At 68.5% G+C, this 26,135-nt stretch carries 18 protein-coding genes; 9 read left to right on the top strand and 9 right to left on the bottom strand.

Annotated elements, in window-relative coordinates:
* The first annotated feature begins 47 nt into the window (after positions 1-47).
* A complete protein-coding gene (locus GFD21_RS08550; protein ID WP_163197549.1) occupies positions 48-3,455 on the top strand; it encodes a tetratricopeptide repeat protein in 3,408 nt (1,135 codons plus the stop codon).
* A 9-nt stretch (positions 3,456-3,464) separates the two neighbouring features.
* On the opposite strand, the gene GFD21_RS08545 is transcribed toward GFD21_RS08550, so the two are convergent.
* From GFD21_RS08545 to GFD21_RS08505, 9 genes are all read right to left on the bottom strand, one after another.
* Positions 3,465-4,613, bottom strand: coding sequence for an Mrp/NBP35 family ATP-binding protein (locus tag GFD21_RS08545; RefSeq protein ID WP_163197548.1), 1,149 nt, complete (start codon positions 4,611-4,613; stop codon positions 3,465-3,467).
* An 83-nt stretch (positions 4,614-4,696) separates the two neighbouring features.
* Positions 4,697-7,402 (bottom strand): NAD-dependent DNA ligase LigA, encoded by a 2,706-nt coding sequence (gene ligA / locus GFD21_RS08540; protein WP_163197547.1) that lies wholly within the window; start codon positions 7,400-7,402, stop codon positions 4,697-4,699.
* Between the two features lie 206 nt (positions 7,403-7,608).
* The gene (locus tag GFD21_RS08535; RefSeq protein ID WP_163197569.1) at positions 7,609-8,448 is read right to left on the bottom strand and encodes a hypothetical protein; all 840 of its coding nucleotides are present in this window, start codon (positions 8,446-8,448) and stop codon (positions 7,609-7,611) included.
* Between the two features lie 396 nt (positions 8,449-8,844).
* Positions 8,845-9,852, bottom strand: a complete 1,008-nt coding sequence (locus GFD21_RS08530) for a cation diffusion facilitator family transporter (RefSeq protein ID WP_163197568.1) — start codon at positions 9,850-9,852, stop codon at positions 8,845-8,847.
* A gap of 140 nt (positions 9,853-9,992) precedes the next feature.
* Entirely contained in the window at positions 9,993-10,499 is a 507-nt protein-coding gene (locus GFD21_RS11155) for a hypothetical protein (RefSeq protein WP_225431748.1), read from the bottom strand.
* Positions 10,500-10,771: 272 nt separating this feature from the next.
* Positions 10,772-12,220, bottom strand: a complete 1,449-nt coding sequence (glnA, locus tag GFD21_RS08520; protein ID WP_051922743.1) for a type I glutamate--ammonia ligase — start codon at positions 12,218-12,220, stop codon at positions 10,772-10,774.
* A gap of 303 nt (positions 12,221-12,523) precedes the next feature.
* Complete coding sequence (locus GFD21_RS08515; RefSeq protein ID WP_163197546.1) at positions 12,524-13,312, bottom strand: DUF4191 domain-containing protein; 789 nt, start codon at positions 13,310-13,312, stop codon at positions 12,524-12,526.
* Positions 13,313-13,405: 93 nt separating this feature from the next.
* Positions 13,406-14,908 carry a dihydrolipoyl dehydrogenase family protein gene (locus GFD21_RS08510; protein WP_163197545.1) on the bottom strand — a complete coding sequence of 501 codons (1,503 nt, stop codon included), beginning with the start codon at positions 14,906-14,908 and terminating at the stop codon, positions 13,406-13,408.
* 97 nt (positions 14,909-15,005) lie between these two features.
* On the bottom strand, positions 15,006-15,623 hold the full coding sequence (locus GFD21_RS08505; protein ID WP_163197544.1) for a DUF3043 domain-containing protein: 618 nt from the start codon (positions 15,621-15,623) through the stop codon (positions 15,006-15,008).
* A gap of 149 nt (positions 15,624-15,772) precedes the next feature.
* On the opposite strand from GFD21_RS08505, the gene GFD21_RS08500 reads away from it, so the two are divergent.
* From GFD21_RS08500 to GFD21_RS08465, 8 genes are all read left to right on the top strand, one after another.
* Positions 15,773-17,140, top strand: coding sequence for a dipeptidase (locus GFD21_RS08500; protein ID WP_163197543.1), 1,368 nt, complete (start codon positions 15,773-15,775; stop codon positions 17,138-17,140).
* Between the two features lie 178 nt (positions 17,141-17,318).
* Positions 17,319-17,918, top strand: coding sequence for an ECF transporter S component (locus GFD21_RS08495; protein WP_163197542.1), 600 nt, complete (start codon positions 17,319-17,321; stop codon positions 17,916-17,918).
* Complete coding sequence (locus GFD21_RS08490) at positions 17,918-19,396, top strand: ABC transporter ATP-binding protein (RefSeq protein ID WP_163197541.1); 1,479 nt, start codon at positions 17,918-17,920, stop codon at positions 19,394-19,396. The genes GFD21_RS08495 and GFD21_RS08490 overlap by 1 nt, the downstream gene beginning before the upstream one ends.
* 7 nt (positions 19,397-19,403) lie before the next feature.
* The gene (locus tag GFD21_RS08485) at positions 19,404-20,231 is read left to right on the top strand and encodes an energy-coupling factor transporter transmembrane component T family protein (protein WP_163197540.1); all 828 of its coding nucleotides are present in this window, start codon (positions 19,404-19,406) and stop codon (positions 20,229-20,231) included.
* A gap of 73 nt (positions 20,232-20,304) precedes the next feature.
* Positions 20,305-21,198 carry a TrmH family RNA methyltransferase gene (locus GFD21_RS08480; protein ID WP_163197539.1) on the top strand — a complete coding sequence of 298 codons (894 nt, stop codon included), beginning with the start codon at positions 20,305-20,307 and terminating at the stop codon, positions 21,196-21,198.
* Positions 21,199-21,351: 153 nt separating this feature from the next.
* Entirely contained in the window at positions 21,352-22,455 is a 1,104-nt protein-coding gene (gene pheS / locus GFD21_RS08475; protein ID WP_101621642.1) for a phenylalanine--tRNA ligase subunit alpha, read from the top strand.
* A gap of 6 nt (positions 22,456-22,461) precedes the next feature.
* The gene (pheT, locus tag GFD21_RS08470) at positions 22,462-25,071 is read left to right on the top strand and encodes a phenylalanine--tRNA ligase subunit beta (protein ID WP_191996907.1); all 2,610 of its coding nucleotides are present in this window, start codon (positions 22,462-22,464) and stop codon (positions 25,069-25,071) included.
* Positions 25,072-25,167: 96 nt separating this feature from the next.
* Positions 25,168-26,007 (top strand): DUF4190 domain-containing protein, encoded by an 840-nt coding sequence (locus GFD21_RS08465; protein WP_225431747.1) that lies wholly within the window; start codon positions 25,168-25,170, stop codon positions 26,005-26,007.
* Positions 26,008-26,135: the final 128 nt, after the last annotated feature.

Raw genomic sequence — 26,135 nt, 5'->3', positions numbered from 1 at the left:
GCTTCATCGCCCGCACCATGTCGGGCTGCGTTGGAACAATGTGAGGCATGTCAGTACGCAAGTCACACCAGGGCACCCCGTTCGACCCCCTCAAGGGCGCGATGAGGCGGGTACGCCGGCTTGCGTCGAACCTGACGCGCTCGGGCCGCGGCGCGTTCGAGGCGGTGGACCCGTTCGGCGCCACCATCGACAAGGCGTCGCGTGCGGCCATCGCCGGAAGCCTGGCGGGAGAGGGCGACGGCAGCCCCGCCGAACTCGACGTCGCCGCGGAGCTCGCGCGCCATTCGCGCCGCCTCGGACCGCTCGTCAAACGCCGCCTGCTCGACTTCGACGACGTGCCCGGCCGTCTCACCCTCGGATGGGCGCAACTGCCCGGCGTGCACGGCAACGGCGGGTTCTCGCTCGGCGTGTTCGCCGACCGCGACCACTTCTCCCAGATCGCCTACGCCGACGCGAAGGGACGCGTCTACGTGGGCGCCGAGATCGGCATGGACGTGCAGGGCCGCGACCCGCGGTTCATGTTCACCAAGGAACCGCGCCACGACCGCGTGGGCGGCGGCATCGTGGGCCGCGACGACAACGGCCGCATGAACTGGCTCGCCTCCTGGCGACGCGACCGCGAGGACGGCACCTACACGCTCGAGCAGATGCGCTACGTGCTGCCCGAACGGATGCGCACCGGGCTCGAATTCCGCGACGCCGTCGCCGTCGCCTTCTTCGCCGCGTACATGCTGCCCCAGATGCACGGCATGCTCATCGGCTTCGGCGCCGGCAACATCTTCCGCAGGCTCAACCGCGAGGCGCCGATGGGCGCGATCCGCCGCTCCGTGCGCGACATGCTCGGGGTGCGCGCGCACGGCATGCGCGTCTCCGGGCTCGAGGACCATTTCGCCGAGCTCATGCGCGAGGCCGGCGCGCTCGACGAGGTCCCCAGCCTCGAGGCGGTGCACGGCGCCGAACCGCTGCACCTGTACACCTCCAGCTACTCCGGCTCCTACTTCTTCACCTGGGATTCGTCCCTGTCCCTGGCGCCGGCGCTGCGCGCGCTCGCCATCGAAGGCAACCTCAACCGCTTCTCCGCGGTGAGCGCGTGGCTGGAACGCAACGCGCGTCTCGGCCTGGAACCCACCGAGGACACGGTCACGCGCGCCCAGGCCGCCACCATCGACCTGAAACTGCTCGACGACCCCGCCCTCATCGCGCTCGGTCCGGACCTGTCGCCCGCGGCCGCGGCCGGCGGGGATGCGGGTGCGGGCGTCGCGGCGGCCGCCGGCGGCGACGCGTCCGGGCCGGACGCGGGCCACAACGCGATGTCCGCGCTGATCAGGACGGCGCGCAGCCTCGCCTGGAGCGTCGCCTACGAGGGCGATGACGAAAGCACCGGCTCCGAATGGGAGTACCGGCAGGGCATGGCGCAGCTCGTGCGCAGCCTGCGCCTGCCGTACCGCTTCGACGTGGAGATCCGCTCCAACCTCGCCGAGGGTCGCGTGGCGGTCGGGTTCACGACCGCCGGCGTGTCCATGATGCCGGCGAGCCGCTACGACGAGGCGTCCCACCGTTGGGTCACGCTCTCCGAAGGCGAACGCGCCGAGATGAGCGCCGCATACAACCTGCGCGTGGGCCTGATCATGGCCGCGCTGAGCTTCGCGGCGAGCGACGATGTGCGCGAGGTGTCGCTCCACGTCGACTCGCTCGGCCTCGAGGAGGCGGTCGCCGAACAGGATTCCGCCATCGAGGAGATGATGAGCGAGGCGCTGAGCGCGTTCGAACGCATGCACACCGGCGACATGGGGGCGGTGCGCGGCAAGTCCGAGCCGAAGGACGGCGACCTGCACGGCGACCCCGCGCGCACGCAGGCGCGTCCCGCCGGCGCCGCTCCCGCCGAACCGGTCGCGGCCGACACCACGGTCGACAGCGCCTCCGACGGGCGCGCGGACGGCGACGACAGCGTCGACCGCAGGTTCGAGGACCTCATGAAGGACGTCGACATCGACGAGACCGCGTTCGCGATGCCCTCCGACGCCCCTTCGCGTTCCGAATCGTTCGGGATCGCCGCGGACGGCGACGGGCGCGGCGCGGGGGACGCCCCCGCCGCGGGCGACGCCGACGACCCGATGAACGTGCTCAAACGCAATCCCACCGTGCGCAACCTCGCCACCGTCACCTTCACGCGCGACGCGTTCCTCACGCGCATCGAACAGGACGCGCTCGACCATCCGATGGACACCTACCGCATGTTCGACGCGGTGATGGACGTCGACGGCGACGGTGCGCTCAAACCCGTCGACGCGGGCTTCGACCTGCGCGACCCGCGTTTCGCGCCGGCTGGCGCGCAGGAGCAGCCCGAGGCCTCCGACCACGAGTTCGGGCCGGATGCCGCCAGGGTGCTCGGCACCGATCACGCGGTGGGCCTGTCCATCCAGCGCGTCGACCTGCTGCAGCGCGCCGAGGACGATTTCCACCGGCTCGCCTCCGACGGGACGCTCCCGTCCGTCGCCAAGGCGCAGGCGGCGATGCGCATCGTCGACATGATCGGCGATCCGGAGCTGACCGAACAGGCGCCGAACATCACCAATGCGCTCATCGACGGCCGGGACACGCCCGAACTCACCATCGTGATGGGCGACGAACTCGACAAGGAGCGGCTCAAGGCGCGCGACCTGCTGTTCGGCGGTCAGATCGACCAGGCCATCGACACCGCCGAAGCGGCCATCGCGCGGCTCGACGCCCTGTACGCGAAGGGCGACGGCGTGCCTCGCTACTTCAACTCGTACGCGGAACGCGTGATCTACAACCGCCTGTTCGCCACGCCGGGGGAGCGCACCGTGCTCATTCCGGACAACCTGTTCTACGCGCACATGGAACTGGCCGACGTGCTCGCGCAGATCAAGGGCGCCAGGGCGTCGCTCAAGCATCTCAACGCGATGGTCGCCTACGCGCCCGCCTACCCGCTCACGCATCTGAAGCTCGCCGTGCAGCTGGCACGCGGCGAGGACTGGGATTCGGCGCGCGCCGCATGCCTCAACGCGCTGCGCGTGGCGCTCGACCGCGACGACGCCGCGTTCGCCTACTACCGGTTCGCCTACACCGAATGGATGCAGGACCGGTTCGCCACGGCCGTCGCCGCCTACCTGATGAGCGACCACATCGCGCCCGGGCAGATCTCCTCCCTGGAAGGCGAGCTGCAGGAACTGGTGGCGCGCGCCGACTCGCAGTGCATCCGCGTGCCCGAGACCGTGGACGACGCGGCGCAGGTGCTCGCCGAGCACGACCTGCCGGTCTGGCCGCACACCGAGGTCGGCGCCATCGTGCGCGACGCCGCGCGCACCACCGTGGACGAGGGCATGTTCGTGCCCGCGCGCACGCTGTCCGTGGCGGCCGCGCGCATGAACGACGACGACGGCACCGGCATCGACGTGGTCCAGGCCCAGTTCATCCGCTCGTTGAACGGGTGAACGAACGGGTCACGCGGCCATCAGCCGTTCGGCCAGCGCCTTGAACTCGGCGCCGATGCCGTCGGGACGCAACGCGCCGTCCGCGTCGAGGACGGCCGGACGTCCCGCCTCGCCGGTCTCGCGCAGCTCCGGCTCGAGCGGCAGCCGCGCCATCAGCGGCACGTCGTGGCCGAGCGCCTCGGTCAGCTGTTCGCTCACGCGCTCGCCGCCGCCGCGGCCGAAGATCTCCAGCTTCTCGCCCTTGTGCTCGTAGTAGCTCATGTTCTCCACGATGCCGCGCACCTTCATCGGCACCTGCAGCGCGACGAGACCCGAGCGCACGGCCACGTCGGACGCGCTCGGCTGCGGCGTGGTCACGACCACGAGCTCCGCGTTGGGCAACGCCTGCGCCACCGAGATCGCCATGTCGCCGGTGCCGGGCGCGAGGTCGAGCAGCAGCACGTCCGGCTCGCCCCACCACACGTCGGACAGGAACTGTTCGAGCGAACGCTGGAGCCTCGGTCCGCGCCACAGGATCGCGCGGTCCGCGCCGGCGAACATGCCGATCGAGATGAGCTTGACGCCCCACGCGGTGACCGGCATCAGCATGCCGTTCAAGTTCGTGGGCTGCGTGTGCACGCCGAACAGACGGGGCAGGGAGAAGCCGTAGATGTCCGCGTCGATGGCGGCCGTGTCGTAGCCGAGCGCCGCGAACGTGGCCGCCAGGTTCGCGGTGACCGACGACTTGCCCACGCCGCCCTTGCCGGAGGCGATCGCGAAGATGCGGGTCCTGACGCCCGGCTTGTTGAACGGGTTCTGCTTGCGTTCCGCCTTGAGACCGGCCACGAGGTCGTCGAGCTTGTCGCGGCTCATCGAGCCGACCTCGATGTGCGGGGTGAGGTCCGCGTCCGGATAGGAGGCGACCGCGCCGTTGATCTGGTTGGTGATGGTCTCGCTCAGCGGGCAGCCGGGCACGGTGAGTTCGACGTGCACGGTCACGTCGTAGGCGTCGCGTGGGCCGGCCGCGGTGCCGTCGCCGTCGTCGTCTTGGCCGGCGGCGGGCGTCGCGTCGATCGCCGCGATCATGCCCAGATCGGTGACCGACCGCCCCAGCTCCGGGTCGATGACCTTGCTCAGCCTCTCGTAGATCGCCGCCTCGATGTGCCTGCTGTCCGTCATGCGTCCCTCCGTATCGCCGTGATCGATCGTATCGTCGTTATGCCGCGTCCCAGCCTAGCGTGAGAACGTCCGCCATGCCAGAGTCAGGCCTCGCCGGTCTCCAGCAGCGTCCTGAACTGGGCCTCGTCGAGCATGGGGATGCCGAGCTCCTCGGCCTTCGCGGCCTTGGAGCCGGCGTTCGCGCCGACGACCACGTAATCGGTCTTCCTGCTGACGGATCCGGCCGCCTTGCCGCCGCGTTCGAGGATCGCCTCCTTCGCGGAGTCGCGTGAATAGCCTTCCAACGAACCGGTGACGACGACCGTCTTGCCGGCGAGCGTCTGCGGCAGCGTGCTCTTCTTGGCGGCGGCGACGCCCACGCCGGCGGCGCGCCACGCACGCAGCGTCTCGCCGCGCCAGTCGCCGGGCTCCTTCGCCGCCGTGAACCAGTTCACCACCGATTCGGCGATCTCCGGGCCCACGCCGTCGATCTGCGTGAGTTCGTCGACGCTCGCCTCTCCGATCGCGTCGAGCGATCCGAGCGACGAGGCGATGAGCCGTGCGGTCGGCGGGCCGAGCCGGCGGATCGACAACGCGACCAGCACGCGCCACAGGTCGGCGTGACGCGCCTTGTCCATCTCGTCGAACATCTTGCGCGTGTTCTCGCCGGGGCGGACGACCACCGGCACGTCGGTCCCGCCGGCGCGCGTCTTCTTATGCTCGACGCGCACGACGACCGCGTCCGCCGGCACGTCGTAGTCCGGGTAGGCGGTCACGGCCACATCGTCGGCGGTCGTCCCCGCGCCGGCGCGCGCAGCCAGCTGCTTGGCGGTGAGCTTCCTCGCCGGCGCGGGCGCCGTCCAGAACGCGGGCACCTGATGCCACAGTCCGGAGCCGCCCACGCGCTTGCGTGTCTTCTTCTTGCGGCCGTTCGCGCCGACGGTCTCGTGGATCTCGATGATCGGCGCCTCGCGCCACACGCGCACGTCGCGAAGGTCCGCGGAGGTCAGGGCGAACAGCCCCGCCTCCGAAGACAGCACCGGCGTCTGGCGTTCCGGCAGTTCCAGCCCCTCGACCGGCTCGTACGGTTCCGGCTCCTCGCCGGGCTTGACGAGGATCTCGGTGATGTTCGGCGCGTAGGTCGCGACCGAATCGGGGCGGTTCTCCTCCGGGTTCGTGAGCGCGATCGCCGACTGGTCGCCCAGATGCTCGATGTCGAACGCCTTGCGCGAGGCGAGCGAGATCACGCGTTCGGTCAGCTGCGCCGGGCAGCTCTCCACGTTCGGGCAGCGGATGTCCTTGTCGCCCTCCTTGGCGGGCGCGAGCTTCGCGCCGCACGAGGGGCAACGCTCCGGCATGACGAACTCGCGCAGCTCGTTCTCGCGGCCCTTGCGGCGTTCCAGCACGGGGCCCACGAGTTCGGGGATCACGTCGCCGGCCTTGCGCACGACGACCGTGTCGCCGATGAGCACGTTCTTGCGTTTCACCTCGGACGGGTTGTGCAGCGTGGTGCGCGCCACCGTCGAACCGGCCACGTACACGGGCTTCAGGACCGCGACCGGGGTCACGCGGCCGGTGCGGCCCACCTGCACGGTGATGTCGAGCAGTTCGGTGTTGACCTCCTCCGGCGGGTACTTGTAGGCGATGGCCCAGCGCGGCGCGCGCGAGGTCGCACCCAGCGTGCGCTGCAATGCGAGATCGTCGACCTTGACGACGATGCCGTCGAGCGCGTGTTCGATGTCGCCGCGGTGCTCGCCGTAGTAGTCGATCATCGCGAGGATCCCGCTGAACGACGTGACGGTGCGGTTGTGCGGCGAGACCGGCACGCCCCACTTCTCGTACAGGGCGTACGCCTCCGACTGGTCGTTCACCTGGTCGTGCCTGCCGGCCGCGTTCGCGCCCCAACGCAGCGTGCCGAGGCCGTGCGCGTAGAAGCTCAGGCGGCGCGTGGCGGTGATGCGCGGGTCCTTCTGGCGCAGCGATCCGGCGGCCGCGTTGCGCGGGTTCGCGAACGGGGCTCGGCCCGCGTCCTCCTGCTCGCGGTTGAGCTCGTGGAAGTCGTCCCAGCGCATGAACACCTCGCCGCGGATCTCCACGAACTCCGGGATGTCGTCCTTCTCGCCGCCCAGGTTCGCGGGGATGGAGCCGATCGTGCGCACGTTCAACGTGATGTCCTCGCCGGTCACGCCGTCGCCGCGCGTGAGGCCCTGCTCGAGCACGCCGTTCCTGTAGATGAGGTTCAACGCGAGGCCGTCGATCTTCACCTCGCAGCTCATCGGCAGCTTCCTGCCCTCCGGCCAGTCGAGGTCGCGGATGACCGAATCGTACCAATCCTTGAGTTCCTCGATGGAGAAGACGTCGTCGAGGCTCATCATGCGGCTGGGATGGCGCACGGACGCGAAGTCGTTCGAGAACGTGCCGCCCACCCGGTGCGTGGGGCTCTGCGGGTTGTCGAGCGCGGGGAACGCGGCCTCCAGCCGTTGCAGGCAGCGCAGTCGCGCGTCATAGGCGGCGTCGGAGGATACCGGGGCGTCGTCGATGTAGTAGGCGATCTGGTCGGATTCCACCCACGCGGCGACGCGCGCCCAGAGGCGTGCGGCGTTCTCCGCGTTCAGCGTGTCGACGTCGAGACGGTCGAGACGGACCGCGTCCGCGTCGGTGGGCGTCAACGCGGCGATCCACGCCTCGCTTCCGGGCGCGAGATGCGTGATGCCCTCGTCGGCGACGATGGCCGGCGCGGCCGCGTCCCCGGACGGGCCGTCACCGGCCTCCATCGCGTCGAAATCCCATGCCAGCTGCTCGTCCGTCATATCCCCGCCTTATATCCGAAGTCGTTCGCATCGATTGTACCCGGAGGCGTCCGGTCTCCTGCCGCAGCGAACGGTTCTCATCAGCAAACATGCGAGGGGCGTGTACTGCCAATCGAACACCGGGACGGGGCTGGGCTGGCGTGAGCAAGCCGATTCGGCCCCTATTCCAGTAATGTGCGTTTACGTGCGTTTGTCTCGCACTTTCGCTATTGAGAATGGTTCGCTGCGAGCCACATGGTGCAGAATGCCGCCAAATACCGCTGGCGGTTCACGATCGTCCGGGCCCTATCCATGAACTCCCGCTTCGACTCCGAAGTTCGGAAGTCGTTCGCGGTGACGTAGACGATGGTCCAACCGTTCGCCTGAAGACGTCCGATGCGGGAGGCGTCGGCCATCATCACCCCCGGATCGGCGTGATGATATCCCTGATATTCGAACGCGACCCTGCAATCCGGATACGCCATGTCCAGCAGCACGTACCCGTTCGTGAGATTAACCCGGTGATTCGGCACGGGCCGGCCCAAGCCGGCGTCGCACAGCAATCGGAATAGTGCGGTCTCCGGCGGGGAGTCCGTGTTTTCCACGATGTATGGCAACGCGGCCAGACAGTTCTTCCTGCCGGCGAACCGCGGACTGGCGGCGACGTACCCGCGCAATTCGTCGAGCGTGGCGACCTTGCGCCGCCGGTCGCGGCTCAGCAGTGCCGCGCCGATGGCCGCCAGATCCTCCACACCGCAATGATTCGCCATCTGCGCCCAGGCCATTGCCGGCGAGGCCACCCAGAACCGCTCGTAATGCTCCTTGCGGTAGGACTCCGTGCCACGGAACACGTGAAAAGAGACGCCCTTGACCTGTTTGCGCATGCCGGCCTGCGGCACCGAGACGTGGATGACGTCGTCGCTGAGTCCACATTCCCGTGGCACGGGAGCGCCCCAGTACCGTATGGCGTTCAGGTAACCGACGTGCAGTGGCGCATTGGTGCGTTGCGCTGCATCATTGCAGCGTTTGCGTTCGCGTCTTCGGCTGGCGACGATACCGCTTTGCATGAACGATCCCATATGTCGACCGTAGAAGAGTTCCGGTTGCAGCGGCAAGCCGTTTCGGGGCATGTGGTCGGAACTCCCTTTTTCGGCGTGTCGGCCGTAGGGATCCCAGTCGTTCCAACGGTCGTGGGTTATCCACAATGCGATGGGGAAGTGGCGGGACTTGGGTATCGATAGGGATGGTGGCGGCAAGTTCCGGCCGGAATGGATTTCTCATTTCGCAGCGAACCATTCTCAATAGCGAAAGTGTGAGGATCCATGACTCCCAATCAAACAACGGACGGGGTGGAATCGACTAATCATGCCGATTCCACCCCGTCCGTTTATGTGTGCTTATGTGCTATTGCATCGCACCTTCGCTATTGAGAAAGGTTCGCTGCAAGGAGAAGGTGGTCGGGCCTAGTGCCGGGCGCGCCAGATGTCGGGCTCGACGTAGATCTCCCACTCATACCACGGCAGGGCCGTGCGGATGTTCGTCTCGATCTTGTCGACGGTCTGCACGTCGTAGTCGCGGTCGAACTTGTCGGTCTCGACCTTGAGACACAGCAGCACCGCGTCCTCGTCCATGTGGATGGCCTGCATGTTGATGAGCCGGTTCACGCCCTGAGTGCCCTCGACCGCCTCGACCAGCATTTCGCGGGTACGCGGGTCGATGTCCTCGCCGATGAGCAGCGAACCGGACTTGAACGCCAGCGCGGCCGAACCGCACACCAGCACGAGGCCGACCATGAGGCCGCCGATCGCATCGTAGAGCTCGTCGCCGGTGACGATGGACAGGCCGATGCCGAGCCCCGCGAACGCGAGGCCGATGAGCGCGAGCGTATCCTCCATCATCACGGAGGCGAGTTCGGCGGACTTGGTGCGGCGCCAGAACTTGACCAGCGAGTCGCTCTCCACCCGCACGCGGGCCATGCGCTCGCGGGCCTCGTGCACGGACGTGTGCAGCCCGTACCCTTCGAGGCAGGCGGAGACGGCCACCACGACGAGCGCGGCGATGAGCTCCACCGATTCGGCCTCGCGCGGCAGGGACCCGTCAAGCAGGCCGGTGAGCTTGCCGACCGCCTGGGAGACGGCGAACACGCCGCCGACGAAGAACAGGAGCGTGGCCACGATGAAGCTCGCCAGGTACTTGATGCGGTGCAGGCCGAACGGATGGTCGCCGTCCGACTTGTGGTCGGAGGTCCGGTCGCCGATCATGAGCACGATCTCGTTCGCGCAATCGGCCACCGAATGCACCGATTCGGAGAACATGGACGACGATCCGGTGAACGCGGCCGCCGCGAACTTCGCGAGCGCCACGCCGATGTTCGCCGCCAACGCGGCCTTCACCGCCGCACCCGCCTTCTTCGCCTGCGGCGCGGCCTGCGTCTTTTCCCCGTCCCGCGATGCGTCGTCCGATTGCCTGATGTCAGTCACTGTCGTTCCCTTTCCTTCCAGCACGGCATTGTAGCCATCCGGGATGTCGCTTCGGCCCGTCCGCGGCGTGATATGGAACGGCGCCCGTCCGATGGAGGGACGGGCGCCGTCGACGGCACGATCGGTTCGGGCTACAGCAGCAGGCCGAACGAGTAGGAGGACGTGGCGCTGCCGACGATCGCGAAGCCGAGGATGAACATGAGCACCCACAGCACGATGCCGATGATGACCGAGACGAGCGCGCCCATGCCGGCCTTCTTCGCGTCGTTGGGGCGGGAGTCCTTCCACACGAGGAACAGGATGAGGCCCACGATGGGGATGAAGAAGCCGAGCACCGCCCACCCGAACGAACCGGTGTCGGACGGGTTCGGCTGCGGCGCGTATCCGGGCTGGGCGTACGCCTGCTGCTGGTAGGCGGGCTGTGCGTACGGCTGCTGGTAGGCTTGCTGCGGCTGGGGCTGACCCGGTTGCGCGGCGTAGGCGCCGTATTCGGGCTGGGGCTGGGCCGGCTGGGTGTAGGCGTTGGGCTGCGGCGCGGCGTAGCCGGGTTGGGCCTGCGGGGCGGGGGCGCCGTATTGCGGCGTCTGCGGGACGGGCGGCACCTGCGGGGATGGAATCTGGTTGTTGTCGGTCATCATGTTCCCTTCTTCTTGATCGAAGGCCCCCGCACCGGCGGGCCGTCGATATGGTCCCGTGAACGCGGCCGTGCGCCCGCGGGGTTCCGACATCCCCATCATACCGCCGATGTGCCCGGATATTGGACATTGAAGACGTTTCCGTGGAAACGGGGAACGGACGAAGGCCGGGGCGCCGTACAATGCCCCGGAAACGGGGAAACCCCGCGGACACGTGTGATGTCCGCGGGGTTTCGCGCCTCGCCTGATCCGACGGTCCGATGGACCGTGCGAACTCAGATGTGGTAGTACAGCTCGTACTCGAGCGGGGTCGGGGCCAGACGGGCCTGGTCGATCTCGTCGCGCTTGAGCTCGATCCAGGTCTCGATGAGATCCGGGGTGAACACGTCGCCGGCGGTGAGGAAGTCGTTGTCCTCCTCGAGGGCGTTCAGCGCCTCGCCGAGGGAGCTCGGCACCTGCTTGATGTTGGCGTGCTCTTCCGGCGGCAGCTCGTAGAGGTCCTTGTCGACCGGAGCCGGCGGCTCGATGTGGTTCAGGATGCCGTCGAGGCCGGCCATCATCTGGGCGGAGAAGGCCAGGAACGGGTTGCAGGACGGATCCGGGGCGCGGAACTCGATGCGCTTGGAGGCGGGGGAGGTGCCGGCCAGCGGGATGCGGATGGCGGCGGAACGGTTGCGGGCCGAGTAGACCAGCGAGACCGGGGCCTCGAAGCCCGGGACCAGACGGTGGAAGGAGTTCAGCGACGGGTTCGTGAACGCGACGACCGCGGAGGAGTGCTTGATGAGGCCGCCGATGTACCAGCGGGCGATGTCGGACAGGCCGCCGTAGCCCTGCTCATCGTAGAACAGCGGCTTGCCGTCCTTCCACAGGGACTGGTGGCAGTGCATGCCGGTGCCGTTGTCGCCGGCGATCGGCTTCGGCATGAAGGTCACGGACTTGCCGGCCAGGGCGGCGGTCTCGTGGACGACGTACTTGTACTTCATCAGGTCGTCGCCGGCGTGCTGCAGCGTGTTGAAGCGGTAGTTGATCTCCTGCTGGCCGGCGCCCGCCACCTCGTGGTGGGAACGCTCGAGCTGCAGGCCGACCTTCTGCAGGTTGGCGACCATGTCGTCGCGCAGGTCCTGGTTGTGGTCGATCGGCGGGACCGGGAAGTAGCCGCGCTTGACGCGGTTCTTGAAGCCGATGTTCGGGGTGCCGTCCTCTTCGGTGTCGACGCCGGTGTTCCACGGGGCCTCGATGGAGTCGACCTCGTAGAAGGAGCGCTGCGCGGAGTTCTCGTAACGGACCTTGTCGAAGATGAAGAACTCGGCCTCAGGGGCGAAGGAGGCGGTGTCGGCGATGCCGGTGGACTTCAGGTAGGCCTCGGCCTTGCCGGCGACCTGACGCGGGTCGCGGGAGTACGGCTCGTCGGTCAGCGGGTCGACGATGGAGAAGGAGACGTCCAGGGTCTTGTGCTTGCGGAACGGATCGATGAAGGCGGTGGTCACGTCCGGGACCAGCTTCATATCGGACTCGTTGATGGCCTGGAAGCCCTGCACGGACGAACCGTCGAACGGCATGCCGTCGGTGAACGCGTTGTCCAGGAACTCGCTGACCGGAACGGTGAAGTGCTGCTGCACGCCGATCAGGTCGGTGAAACGAACGGAGACGTACTCGACGCCTTCCTTGTTGATGAGGGCCTCGGCCTCTTCCGGCGTATGGGCGAAGATCTTATTCTCAGCCACGATCGCTCCTTTAGTTGAGATGACTTACAGGGATAAAGCATAGGGGCGTGCGTTTCGCGTGCTCGAAACTTCGGTTACGAGAATGTTTCGGGCATGGTAACGGCAGGACGCGAACGTTGCGCTGGCGCGGTTCGCGGGCGTCGCGCGTGCGCGGGCGGGAAGAAGCCGGTGTCCGCAACGCGGACGCCTCCCGCGCTCCTCCTTCCTCCCGCACGCACGCGACGCGCATCCGGCCGGATACGACGGGACCCCGGCGGACGAATCCGCCGGGGTCCCGGGAACGATGACGAAAAGGCGTCGCCGTCAGCGGCCGCGCATCGCGCGACGGCTGACCTTCTGCACGCGGTTCGGGTCCATGCCCTTGGGGATGCCGTAGCCGCGCTTCGACTGCAGCGTGCGCAGACGCTCGTTGAGGACGTTCAGCTCCTCCTTGGTGAGCATGAAACGGCGGCGGGGATGGATCTTCGCCATGAGCTTGTTGGAGTGGTTGGACGGCGTGTAGCTCTTCATGCGGGTGATGGTGCGGCGCAGGTCCTGCAGACGGGTGGTGCCGTTGGTGCCGTCGCCCATGATGATGCGGTAGACGGGGATGGCGGAGCCGGCGGTCACGCCCTTGATCTCGCGCTCCTGACGGTCCATCTGGTGCTTGAGCTGGCTCGCGCCGCCCTCGCCGAGCAGGTAGATGCCGTTGTAGCCGGTGCCGCGCCAGATGGCGTCCTTGGTGCGCGCGTCGATCCACACGGGCTGCTCCGGGAAGGTGAAGCCGGCCTTGTTCATGTTGGTCAGCACGCTCACGGCGGCGCCCGGGCGGCCTTCGAGCTGCTTGTAGCCGACCTTGTCCGCGCGGTTGGTGAGGACCATCGTGGACAGCAGGACGCCGAGCATGACGCCGGCGATGACGGTGAGGATCCAGGTCAGCCAGGTCCACTTCATCACGACGCCCAGCACCACGACCAGGACGATCGGGGCGATGAACGCGCCGCCGCACAGCCACGGCAGCTGCTTGTCGTCCTTGTAGGTGTACTTGAAGATCTGGATGATCTGCTTGATCGTGCCGGTCTTCTTGGGCTTCTTCTCGTCCTTGTCAGCCATTCTTCCTCACTTGGATACGGTTTTACGCATACTGGCCGTCGATTGTACCAGCACGCGTGCCCGGCGTCGCACGCCGTGGGGCGCGCGGCACGCTCATCGCGTGTGCAGCGGACGGCCGTCCGCCTTGAGCAGCGCCTCGCCGAGTGTCTCGCTGAACGTGGGGTGCGGGTGGATGAGCCGCGCGGCCTCGCTCAACGGCACGTGGTTGCCGACGAGCTGCTCGGCCTCCGCGATGATGTCGGAGGCGACGGGGGAGACGAGGTGCACGCCGAGCACCACCGGCACGTCCGGCCGATCCGCACGCTCGCCGCTGACCACCGTCATCGCGCCGCCCACGCCGCTCATGAGCATGCGCGCGTTGCCCATCATCGGGTAGGCGGTCTCCTTGACGTTGTTGAGGTTCGGGTCGGCCGTGGCCTCCTGGCCCGTCAGACCCACGCACGCCGCCTCCGGATGGGAGAAGACGATCTGAGGCACGGCGGTCTCGTCGACCGGCTCCGGGTCGAGCCCCGCGATCGCCTCGGCGACCGTCACGCCCTGCTCGAAGGCGCGATGGGCGAGGGCGTGGCCGGCGACGATGTCGCCCACCGCCCACACGTGCGGCGCATGCGTGCGTCCCAGCGCGTCCGTGCCGACATAGCCGCGGTCGTCGAGCGTGACGCCGGCGCGCGCCAGCCAGTCGAAGCCGGTGTTCGGGTCGCGGCCGATGGCGGCCAGCACGATTTCCCCGTACACCTCATGGTCGGCGCCGTCCGTCCCTTGCGCGTAATGGACGGTGGCGCCGAGGTTCGCGCCCGTCTCGACGCGCGTGACGGCCGTGTTCTTCACGACCTTGACGCCCTGGCGCGTCAGCTCGCGGGTGAGCGTCACGGCGGTGCGGCGGTTCCAGCCGGACAGCACGCGGTCCTTGCGGATGAGGAGCGTCACGTCGACGCCGGCCGCGTTCCACATCGAGGCGAATTCGACGGCGACCGCGCCCGCGCCGATGATGACCGCGGAGGCGGGGAACTCGTCGAGCTCCAACGCCTGCGTCGAATCGATGAGCGCGCCGGCGAACGGGATGCCGGGCAGCGGGCGTGGGGAGGCGCCGGTGGCGAGGATCACGTCGCCGGCCTCGATGACGACGCTCCCGTCCATCTCCTCGGCTGCGCCGGCCCTGCGGAAACGCTCCACCGGCGAGCCGGTGACGGTCACGGCGAGGTTCGCGCCCGCCGGCCCCTCACCGGTCCCGTCGACCTCGCGCAGGTCGGTCGCCTCGCCATGGAACACGGTGACGCCGCGATGGGCGAGCAACGCCGCCAATCCGCCCGTCATCGTGTCGACCACGTGCACGCGGTAGTCGCGCAGCGTGCCGTAGTCGATGCCGTCCACCCGCGCCTGCACGCCCAGCTCGGCCGCGCGGTGCACGGTGTCGATGGTGTGCGTGGCGGTGATCAGCGCCTTCGACGGGATGCACCCGCGGTTCAGGCAGGTGCCGCCCACCGTCGCGTCACGTTCGATGAGCGCGACCGACCTGCCCAGTTCGGCCGCGCGCAACGCCGCCGAATAGCCTCCGGGACCCGCGCCGATGATCGCGATGTCGAAATGCTCCGTCATGATGCCTCCTCGAAAACGACAGCCGTCATACAAAGAACCCGGCTCCCATGATAGGGAGCCGGGCGTGGGATTACGCCGAGAGCCGTACGGCGTCGGATCACTCGGGGAAGTGGCCGCGCTTCTTCTCGCGCGGCTTGGGCAGACGCCAGCGGCGCACCTGGATGGCGCGGCTCCACGCGTAGGACGCGGAACGCGAGCCCTTCGCCACGGCGCGCTCGCCGTACTTGGCGACGAGCTTCTTCTTGAGCTTGCGCCACATGAGCCAGATGTCGAGGACCACGGCGGCCAGGTAGACGTACATGAGCAGCATCATGACCATCGAGGCGGTCTGGTTCTGCGCCACGGAGGTGATGACCATCGAAGCGATGAGGATGACGAACGCCACCGGGATGAAGAACTCGCCGATGTTGAAGCGGGCGTCCACGTAGTCGCGGATGTAGATGCGCCACGGCAGGCGCTCCGCCTTCGGCATGTGGTTGATGTCGCCCTTCTGCATCGCCTCGTACTCGGCGTTCTCGCGTTCGCGCAGCTTGGCCTTCGCCGCCTTCGCGCTGGCCTTGCGGTCCGTCGGCACCAGCGGACGCACGCCGGCGGCCTGCGCCTGCTTCATCTTCGGGGTGGGGCGTCCCTTGCCCTTCGTGGGCTCCTTCTTCTCAGGCGCCTGCTCGACGGGCTCCTGCGCGGATTCCTTCTTCTTCAACGGGTTCCATGTCATGCTTGCAGGTTACGGTGACGTCTAGACGCGCCCGCCGCCGCGCGAACGGGCCCCGGGCAAGGCCGCAGAAGGCCTTTTCCGCCGGGATCACGGCCATGGCGGCCGGACGCACGCACCCCATATCACCTCTATATATAAAGGAGAGACGAATGGCACAGCTCACCGCGGACGAGATCCGCTCCCGCGTGGAATCCGACTGGACCCGCATCGTCGACGTGCTGGGACGCAAGATCGCCCTGCGGTCGGTGTCCGCCAAGGGCATCACCGCCGACCACATGAAGCGGTCGGCCGAATTCGTGGCCGAACAGCTGCGCGAGGTCGGCGTGGACGCGAAGGTCGCCCAGTCGACGAACCCGGACGGCACCCCCGGCGCATGGGAGGTCATCGGCTCGCGCATCGTCGACGAGGCCGCCCCCACCGTGCTCCTGTACGCGCACCACGACGTGCAGCCCGTGCCGGACCCGTCCGCGTGGGACACCGACCCGTTCGTCGCCACCGAGATCGACGGACGCCTCTACGGCCGCGGCTCCGCCGACGACGGCGGCGGCATCGCCATCCACTCCGGCGCGCTCAAGGCCCTCGGCGACGATCTCAAGGTCAACATCAAGGTGTTCATCGAAGGCGAGGAGGAGATGGGCTCGCCGAGCTTCATCCCGTTCATCGAGGCGCACCGGGCCGAGTTCGAATCCGACGTGATCGTCGTGGCCGACTCCGGCAACTGGTCCGCCGACATCCCGTCCCTGACCACCTCCCTGCGCGGCAACACCTGCGTGGACGTGACCGTGCGCGGCCTGACCCACCCGGTCCACTCCGGCCAGTACGGCGGCCCGATCCTCGACTCGAACACGCTCGCCGCCATGCTCATCTCCTCCCTGTACGACGCGAACGGCGACCTCGCCGTGCCCGGCGTCGCCTCCGAGGAGCCGATCGGCGGCCTGCAGCGCGACCTCGACGAGGCGTCCGTGCGCGCCGACGCGGGCGTCGTCGGCTCCTACACGCTCGCCGGCACCGGCTCGCTCGCCTCGCGCCTGTGGACCAAGCCAAGCCTGACCGTCATCGGCTTCGACGCGCACCCGGTCGACGGTTCGTTCAACGTGATCAGCCCCGAGACCCGCTTCCGCCTGTCCCTGCGCACCGCGCCGAACCAGCGCCCCGAAGAGGCGCAGGACGCGCTCGCCGCGTACCTCGAGACCCACGCGCCGTTCGGCGCCGAGGTCGAGGTGACCAAGCTGGAGAACGGCATGGGCTGGGCCATGGACCCGGACGCGCTCGCCACCAAGGACGCGCTCGAGGCGATGGAGCAGGCGTTCGGCGTCGCCCCCATCAACAAGGGCGAAGGCGGGTCCATCCCGTTCATCCCCGAACTGCAGCGCATCTTCCCCCAGGCGCAGGTGCTCGTCACCGGCCCGGAGGACCCAAAGGCCAACGCGCACAGCCCCAACGAGTCCATCTCGCTGTCCGGCCTGAAGAACAACGTCATCACCGAGGCCCTGCTGCTCGACAAGCTCGGCAAGTGAGTCTTGCGCAAGTCGGTTCGGTCGTTTATGGTGGAGGGCTGACACGGGAGCTGCCTCGAGGCGGCTGAGAGGAGACCGCAACGGGTCTCGACCGATGGGACGTGGACGGGTAATGCCGCGCCACGGAATTGTCGCTCTTCACCCGTGCCTTGAAGGAAGTAGAGAGAAAGGCACATCCATGACCGAAACCGTCGCCAAGGCCAACTACAAGTGGCGCGTCGTCGACATCGTCGTCGCCGCCATCATCGCCGTCGCATCCGGCGTCATCTTCTGGGGCTGGGACATCGTCTGCGCCGCCCCGCTCGCCCTGTTCGAAGCGGTCACCCCCGGCTTCGAAGGCCTGCTCAACGGATTCTGGCTGTTCGCCGGCCCGCTCGCCGCCATCATCGTGCGCAAGCCCGGCGCCGCCCTCTTCGCCGAGACCCTCGCCGCGTTCCTCGAGCTCACGCTCGGCAACCAGTGGGGCGTGGGCGGCTCGCTCATCGTCGGCATCATGCAGGGCCTCGCCGCCGAGATCGCCTTCGCGATCTTCGCCTGGAAGCAGTGGAACATCGGCACCGCCATCCTGTCCGGCGCGCTCGCCGGCGTGGGCTGCTGGGCCTACTACTGGATGACCAACCCGGGCTGGAACGCCATGCGCGTCACCTGGTACCTGGTCGGCTCCATCATCTCCGGCGTCGTCATCGCCGGCGCGCTCATGTGGGCGCTGCACAAGGCGATCGCCGCCACCGGCGTGCTCGACCGCTTCGCCTCCGGCCGCGCCGAGGCCCGCGTCTGATGCGCATCACGCCCGCCCGCGTCGAGGCGAAGGATTGGGGATGGCGTCACGCCACGCGCAAGGACTTCGCCCTGCGCGGGCTTGACTTCGACATCCGTCCCGGGGAGCACGTGCTGCTCCTCGGCGCCTCCGGGGCGGGCAAAAGCACGCTCATGGCCGGACTGGCCGGCGTGCTCGGCGGATCCGACGAGGGCGAGCAGGAAGGCTCGCTCACCATCGACGGCGTCGAGGCCGGCATCGCCCGCGGCAAGGCCGGCCTCGTGCTGCAGGACCCGGATTCGCAGATCATCCTGGAACGCGTGGGCGACGACGCGGCCTTCGGCTGCGAGAACCTCGCCGTCCCGCGCGACGAGACCTGGCGGCGCGTACGCGAATCGCTCGACCTGGTCGGTCTGAAGGACATCGACCTCGACCGGTCCACGCGCCACCTGTCCGGCGGGCAGCGGCAGCGGCTCGCGCTCGCCGGCGTGCTCGCCATGCAGCCGGGACTCCTGCTGCTCGACGAGCCGACCGCCAACCTTGACCCGGAGGGCGTGCGCGAGGTGCACGACGCGGTGCGCGACGTGCTCGCGCGCACCGGGCAGACGATGGTCGTCGTCGAACACCACATCGATGTGTGGATGGACCTGATCGACCGTGTCATCGTCATCGGCCATCCCGACCCGGATTCGCACGTCGGCGGCGTCATCGCCGACGGAAAACCGGACGAGGTGTTCGGCGAGTATGGGGATCTGCTCGCGCGAGGCGGCGCATGGGTGCCGGGACGCGCGATCCCGGACCGCGCGCCGGCGCGCGTGCGCGCGGACCGCCGCGAACCCGCGCTCGTCACCGAGGATCTGGGCTTCGGCCGCGGATTCCCGCTCGGCGAACACATTGATCTTGAGTTCTTCTCCGGCGAGGTGACGGCCCTGATGGGGCCGAACGGCGCCGGCAAATCCACGCTCGCCCTCACGCTCGCCGGCCTGCTGAAACCGCTCGCCGGGCATGTGCGCGTGCGTGCCGACATCGCTGAAGGTGCTCGCGGCGGCGAGCCGGACAAGTGGAAGAGCCGCGAACTGCTCGGACGCATCGGCATGGTCTTCCAGGAGCCGGAACACCAGTTCGCCGCGGCACTCGTGCGCGACGAGGTCGCCATCGGCCCGAAGTCGATGGGCGCCGACGAGGCGCGCGCGTACGCGATCGCCGACGAGATGCTCGAACGCATGAACCTCTCCCGGTTCGCCAAGGCCAACCCGTATACGCTGTCCGGCGGCGAGAAAAGACGACTGTCCGTCGCCTCCATGCTGGCCGGTGCACCGAGGATCCTCGTCATGGACGAACCGACCTTCGGCCAGGACTTCACCACATGGACCGAGATGGTCGACCTCATCGCCAAGGTGCGCGACCGGGGTTCCGCGGTCGTCATCGTCACGCACGACGAAGCGCTCGTCAAGGCGCTCGACGCGCGCCGCATCATGTTCGGATTCGCAGGGGAGTGACTGTAGTATGAGCGACATCGTTCTGGTCTCGCCGCCGGACGCGCGCAAGGAGCCGGCACGGCCCGCGTCGCCCTCGTGGTTCATCGCGAAGGTGAACCCGGTGGCGCGCATCATCGGCGCGCTGCTGCTGTGCATCCCCATGTTCGTGAGCCTCGACGTGGTCTCCGCCTCCGTGGCGCTCGGGCTCGAGGTCGCGCTGCTGTGGATCGGCGGCGTCGACCCGATCCGCGTGTGCCGCAGCACCTGGCCCGTGTGGATCGCCGCGGTCGGCGGATTCATCTCCGTGCTGCTGTACGGCCGCACCTCCGGCGAGATCCTGTGGCAGGGCGGGTGGATCGTCGTGTCCGAAGGCTCCGTGTATCTCGCATGCGCCACGTTCCTACGCGTGCTCGCCATCGCCGTGCCCGGCGTGGTGCTCGCGCTCGGCCTCGACCCGACCGACCTGGCCGACGGCCTCGTGCAGATCCTGCACCTCTCGCCCCGGTTCGTGTACGGCGGCCTCGCCGGCATGCGCATGTTCACGCTGTTGCAGGACGACTGGCGCGCTCTGGGCCTGTCGCGCCGTTCGCGCGGACTCGGCGACGGCAACGCGATCCAGCGCGCGTTCTCGCAGGCGTTCGGCCTGCTGGTCCTGTCGATCCGCCGCGCCACGAAGCTCGCCACCGCGATGGAGGCGCGCGGCTTCGGCGGCGCCGGCCCGCGTTCGGCGGCCCGCGTCTCGCGCCTGCACCCGATCGACGCGGTGTTCTGCGCGATCTGCTTCGTGATCCCGTTCATCGCGCTCGGCGTCGCCGTCGCCACCGGCAACTGGCACTTCTCCTTCCAAGGCGCGTGACGCCCCGCCGCCGTTGAGGCGCGTGTATGCGTGCGTGCAATGGCGCGGTAGGCGTGACGGTAGGGTGGAGGGCATGCCCATCAACCATGCAGTGATCGACAATCCGAAATCCGACCGCATCAAACGCGTCGCCGACCTGGCCCGCGCCAAGGGGCGCGAACGCTCCGGCCGCTTCCTCATCGAAGGCCCGCAGTCCGTGCGCGAGGCCGTCGCGTGGCGCCCCGACGTGGTGAGCGACCTGTACGTCGCGATCGACGTCGACCCCGACGGCCAGCCGTACCTGTCCGACACGCTCGCGGCGATCGTCGACAAGTCGCAGGAATCCCGTGAGACGCCGATCTACGTGCATCAGGTCACGCGCGACGTGATGAACAGGATCAGCAAGGACGCGCAGGGCATCGCCGCCGTGGGCGACATCGAGACGCTCCACACGGAGATCTCCGCCGTCCGCCTCTCCGAACGCCCGATCATCGCGGCGTTCTGGCAGGTGCGCGACCCGGGCAACGCGGGCACCGTGATCCGCGCCGCCGACGCCGCCGGATGCGACGCGGTCGTGTTCGTCGACGAATGCGTGGACCCGTTGAACCCGAAGGTCGTCCGTTCGACCGCCGGATCCCTGTTCCACATCCCCGTGCTGCGCATGGACACCGGCACCTTCCTCAAGTGGATGGAACGCGCCGGCCTGAACACCATCGCCGCCGACGTGTACGGCACGCCGGAGCGCAGGCCCGAATCGCTGCCCGACGTGCTCGCCGGGCGCGCGGCGTCCGACGCGGACAGGACCGGCGCGAAGGGCGTGCGCGGCGACGCCGTGCTGTTCGGCAACGAGGCGAGGGGATTGCCCGCGGCCATCCTGGAGCGCATGGACCGCATCGTGTCCATCCCGCTGTACGGCAAGGCCGAGTCGCTCAACCTCGGCACCTCCGCCGCGGTCATGCTCATGAGCCTGGCCATGAGCGGACGGTGAGACGCGCGGCACGTGCCAGTTGCATGCCGGTCACGCGCCGGCCGTCCCGCGACCACGTGATGGAACCGGGCGGCCATGTCGAGTCATACCGTGACAATGTGATGTTGGACAACGCTTGGGAAATGTGTGTTTTCGCGTGTTTCCCCACGTGCAATGCACGTCAGTGAAGCAGATATAAAGGAAAGGGTGCTCGTGGCAGAAGCGCTATTCGATGCGCAAGCGGTGACCGATGCGGTCGCCGAAGGCATCGCGAAAATCCAGAACGCCTCCACGCTGGAGGAATTGAAGGCCATCAAGAGCGAATACGCCGGCGCCGACTCGGCGATGACGCAGGCCAGCAAGGCCATCGGGGCACTGCCCAAGGACCAGAAGAAGGACGCCGGCAAGCTTATGGGCAAGCTGCGCGCCGACTTCGGCCGCGCCTACGGGCCCAAGGAGAAGGAGCTCAAGGAGGCCGCCGAGGCCGCCGCGCTCGCCGCCGAGACCGTCGACATGACGCTGCCGGTCGCGCGCAAGCCGCTCGGCGCGCGCCACCCGCTCGCCAAGCTCATGGAGGACGTCGAGGACTTCTTCATCTCCATGGGATGGCAGATCTCCGCCGGCCCCGAGGTGGAGGCCGAATGGTACAACTTCGACGCCCTCAACTTCGGCCCGGACCATCCGGCCCGCCAGATGCAGGACACCTTCTACGTCAAGGGCAACCAGGCGAAGGACGCCGCCGGCTTCGTCGGCTCCAATATGGTCGTGCGCACGCAGACCTCGTCCGACCAGGTGCGCGCCCTGCTGTCGCGCGGCGTGCCGCTGTACATCGCCTCCCCGGGCCGCGTGTTCCGCACCGACGAGCTCGACGCCACCCACACCCCGGTGTTCCACCAGTGCGAGGCGCTCGCCGTCGACAAGCACCTGACCATGGCCGACCTCAAGGGCGTGCTCGACAAGCTCGCCGTGGCCATGTTCGGCCCGGAGGCCAAGACCCGCCTGCGCCCGAGCTACTTCCCGTTCACCGAGCCGAGCGCCGAGCTCGACCTGTGGTTCCCCGACAAGAAGGGCGGCCCGGGCTGGCTCGAATGGGGCGGCTGCGGCATGGTCAACCCGAACGTGCTCAAGTCCGCGGGCATCGACCCGAACGAGTACACCGGCTTCGCGTTCGGCGTGGGCATGGAGCGCACGCTGCTGCTGCGTTCCGACATCAACGACATGCACGACCTCGTCGAGGGCGACGTGCGTTTCGCCGAACAGTTTGTGATGGGGGAGTGATTACCCATGCCTATGGTTGATATCGATTGGCTCAAGGAGCACGTCGAGGTTCCGTCCGACCTCACCTACGAGCAGCTCGCCAAGGACCTGGTCAAGGTCGGCCTCGAGGAGGAGGAGATCCACGCCTCCCAGGTGACCGGCCCGATCGTCGTCGGCTACGTGGTCGACGCCACGCCGGAGCCGCAGAAGAACGGCAAGATCATCAACTGGTGCCATGTCGACGTCGGCGAGAAGTACAACGAGACCGACGAGAACGGCAACAAGGTGCCGCGCGGCATCATCTGCGGCGCGCCGAACATGGCCGCCGGCGAGAAGGTCGTCGTGACCCTTCCGGGCGCCGTCCTGCCCGGCGATTTCAAGATCGAGCCGCGCAAGACGTACGGCCACATCTCCAACGGCATGTGCGCCTCCGAGCGCGAGCTCGGCCTGGGCGACGACCACAACGGCATCATCCTGCTGCGCCACTACGGCTTCACGCCCGAGGAGTACGAGGCCTTGAAGCCCGGCGACGACGCGATGCACCTGCTGCACCTCGACCAGCCGCTGCTGGAGATCAACATCACCCCGGACCGCGGCTACACGCTGTCCTACCGCGGCGTGGCCCGCGAATACCACCACTCCACCGGCGCCGCGTACACCGACCCGGTCAAGGAGCTCAACGCGAAGGTGCCCGTCGCCGCCGGCGAGGCCTCCGGCACCGTGCCGGACGTGCAGGTCGAGATCGAGGACAACAACCCGATTCACGGCGTGCCCGGTTGCGACCGCTACTACGCGCGCGCCATTCGCGGCTTCGACCCGACCTCGCGCACGCCGAACTGGATGCGCCGCCGTCTCATCCGCGCCGGAGTGCGTTCCATCTCGCTCGCCGTGGACGTCACCAACTACGTGATGCTCGACCTCGGCCAGCCGATGCATGCCTACGATCTGGACAAGCTCGAAGGCCCGATCGTCGTGCGCCGCGCGAACGAGGGCGAGAAGCTCGTCACCCTCGACGGCAAGGAGCACGAGCTCAGCCCCGAGGACCTGCTCATCACCGATTCGCCGAACGGCCAGCGCGCCTCGCGCATCATCGGCCTCGCCGGCGTGATGGGCGGCCTGTACGGCGAGGTGACCGCCGAGACGAAGAACATCCTGCTCGAGGCCGCGCACTTCGACCAGGTGTCCATCGCCCGCTCCGCCCGCCGCCACAAGATCCCGTCCGAGGCGTCCCGCCGCTTCGAACGCGGAGTCGACTACCAGCTGCAGCCGGCAGCCGCGCAGATGGCCGCCGACCTGCTCATCAAGTACGGCGACGGCGAGGCCAGCGAGAAGCCGACCGACGTGAACAACACGCACCGCCGCAAGGCCATCCACTTCAAGGCCTCCGAGGTCAAGCGCGTCGCCGGCCTCGACACCGGCGTCAACGCCATCTCCGACATCCTCACCGACATCGGCTGCACCGTGGCCGGCGGCGGCAACGGCGAATTCTCCGTCACCCCGCCGACCTGGCGTCCGGACCTGAACGAGCCGTGCGACCTGGTCGAGGAGGTCGCGCGCCTCGTCGGCTACGACGAGATCCCCGTCACCGTGCCGCCGGCGCCGGTCGAGGGCACGGTCGGACTGACCGCCGACCAGCTGCGCCGCCGCCGCGTCGCCGATGAGCTCGCCGAGTACGGCATGGTGGAGGCGCTGAGCTACCCGTTCGTGGGCGACAACGACTACAAGGCGTTCGGCTACGACGCGGAGGCCACCAAGAAGGTCAGCGTCGAGATCGCGAACCCGCTGTACGGCGACCGCCCGTTCCTGCGCCGCCACATCCTGCCCACGCTCGCCACGACCGTGCAGCGCAACATCCGCCGCGGCATCGAGAACGTGTCGCTCTACGAGCTCGGCCACGTGTACCTGTGGAACCCGGACGCCCCCGCCATCCCGGCCCTGCCCGGCGGCGTGAAGCCCACGCCCGAGCAGCTCGCCGCGCTCGACGCCGGCCTGCCCGACCAGCCCGACCATGTGGCCGGCATCCTGACCGGTCTCGCCGAGAACACCGGCTGGCTGGGCGGCAAGCGCCCGGTCGACTGGTCCGACGCGGTCGAGGCCGTGCACCGCATCGCCGACCGTCTCGGCGCCGCCATCGAGCTCGAGCAGCCGGCCGCCGCCGACGTGCCCGTCCAGTGGCACCCGGGCCGTTTCGCCCGCGTGAACGCCGCCGGCACGTTCGTCGGCTTCGTCGGCGAGCTCCACCCGCACGTCAACGAGGCGCTCGGCTTCCCCGAGCACTCCGCCGCGTTCGAACTGAACCTCACCGCGCTGTTCGCCACGCTCGACGGCAAGCCGGTGCAGGCCAGGCCGATCTCCACGTTCCCGCCCGTCAAGCAGGACCTCGCCTTCACCGTGGACGACACGGTGACCGCCGCCCAGCTCGAGGACGTGGTGCGCGAGGCCGCCGGCGCGAACCTCGAATCCATCGAACTGTTCGACGTGTTCACCGGCGAGCAGGTGGGCGAAGGCAAGAAGTCCCTCGCCTTCGCGGTGGTGTTCCGTTCGCCGGACAAGACCCTGTCCGCCGAGGACAGCGAGGCGATCCGCAAGGCCATCGTCGACAAGGCCGCCGGGATCGGCGCGCAGCTGCGCGCCTGAGACGGGGCGACCGGCCTTCGGTCCGGCGTGCGTGAGCCGGTGGGCCGAAAGCGAAACGCCATAAGTTAACATAAGGTGCAACACGAGGAGGACCCGATGAGCGCACCCGAACAGCAGCCGAACGATCCCGCACAGCAGACGGGAGGGACGGACGCCGGTTCGGGCGTGGGCTCATCGGGTCCCGTCGTATCCGCGGAAGGGTCGCAGGGCACGCCGTCCGGCGCGGCCGCCGCCCCCGGTCAGGGCCGGCCCCAGGATCGTCCGCAGCCCCTGCCCCAGCCGCAGTACGGCCAGTACGCGCAACCCGACTACGGCGCGATGCGCAGCCAGTTCGGCCCGAACTACGATCCGTACCTGTACGGCGCGCCCGACCCGGATCCGAAGCAGGATTCGGGTGACGGCGGCGCGGACCAGGCGGACGGCGTCCCGCAGCCCATGGCGGGCCGCACGCCGGGCGCGGCGTATCCGGGAGGATACCCCGGGGCGCAGGGCGGCCCCTACGGGTGGAACGGCGCGAACGGCGCCGGAGCCCCCGGCGGGCCGTACGCGCAGGGGAACCGTCCCGATCCGGGCGCCGGCTCCGACGGCCACACGCCCAGGTACTTCTACGGCATCGACGTCAACGACCCCAACCAGAACCCGCTGTACGGGCACTGGGACTCCTACGCGATCATCGCGTTCGTCTTCGCGCTGGTCTTCAGCGTCCCGCTGCTGCCGGCCATCATGGGCGGCGTCTCCCTGTGGCGCACCAGGACCTTCCATATGAAGGGGCGTGGCCTGGCCGTCGCCGCCATCGTCATCAACGTGCTCACCACCGCCCTGCAGATCTGGATGTGGGTCAACGGCATCGACGTCACCGACCTGACCAACCAGATGCTCAACATGGTCGGGGGCGGCACGTCCGGTTCTTCCGGTTCCGATTCGATGAGCGCCTGAACGCGCCGGCCGCCGGAATCCCGGGTGGCGGGCGGCCCCGCCGTGCCCGATGCCGGCGTCGTCTCGACACGTGATTACATAATTATGCAATAGTCTGCATAGGTATGTATGCTCGTGGGTATTGCCCA

It is taken from the genome of Bifidobacterium platyrrhinorum (genome assembly GCF_010667645.1).
In the GTDB taxonomy this organism is placed as follows: Bacteria; Actinomycetota; Actinomycetes; order Actinomycetales; family Bifidobacteriaceae; genus Bifidobacterium; species Bifidobacterium platyrrhinorum.
Note: the sequence above shows the minus strand (reverse complement) of the source record. Positions and strands in the feature narration are given on the sequence as shown.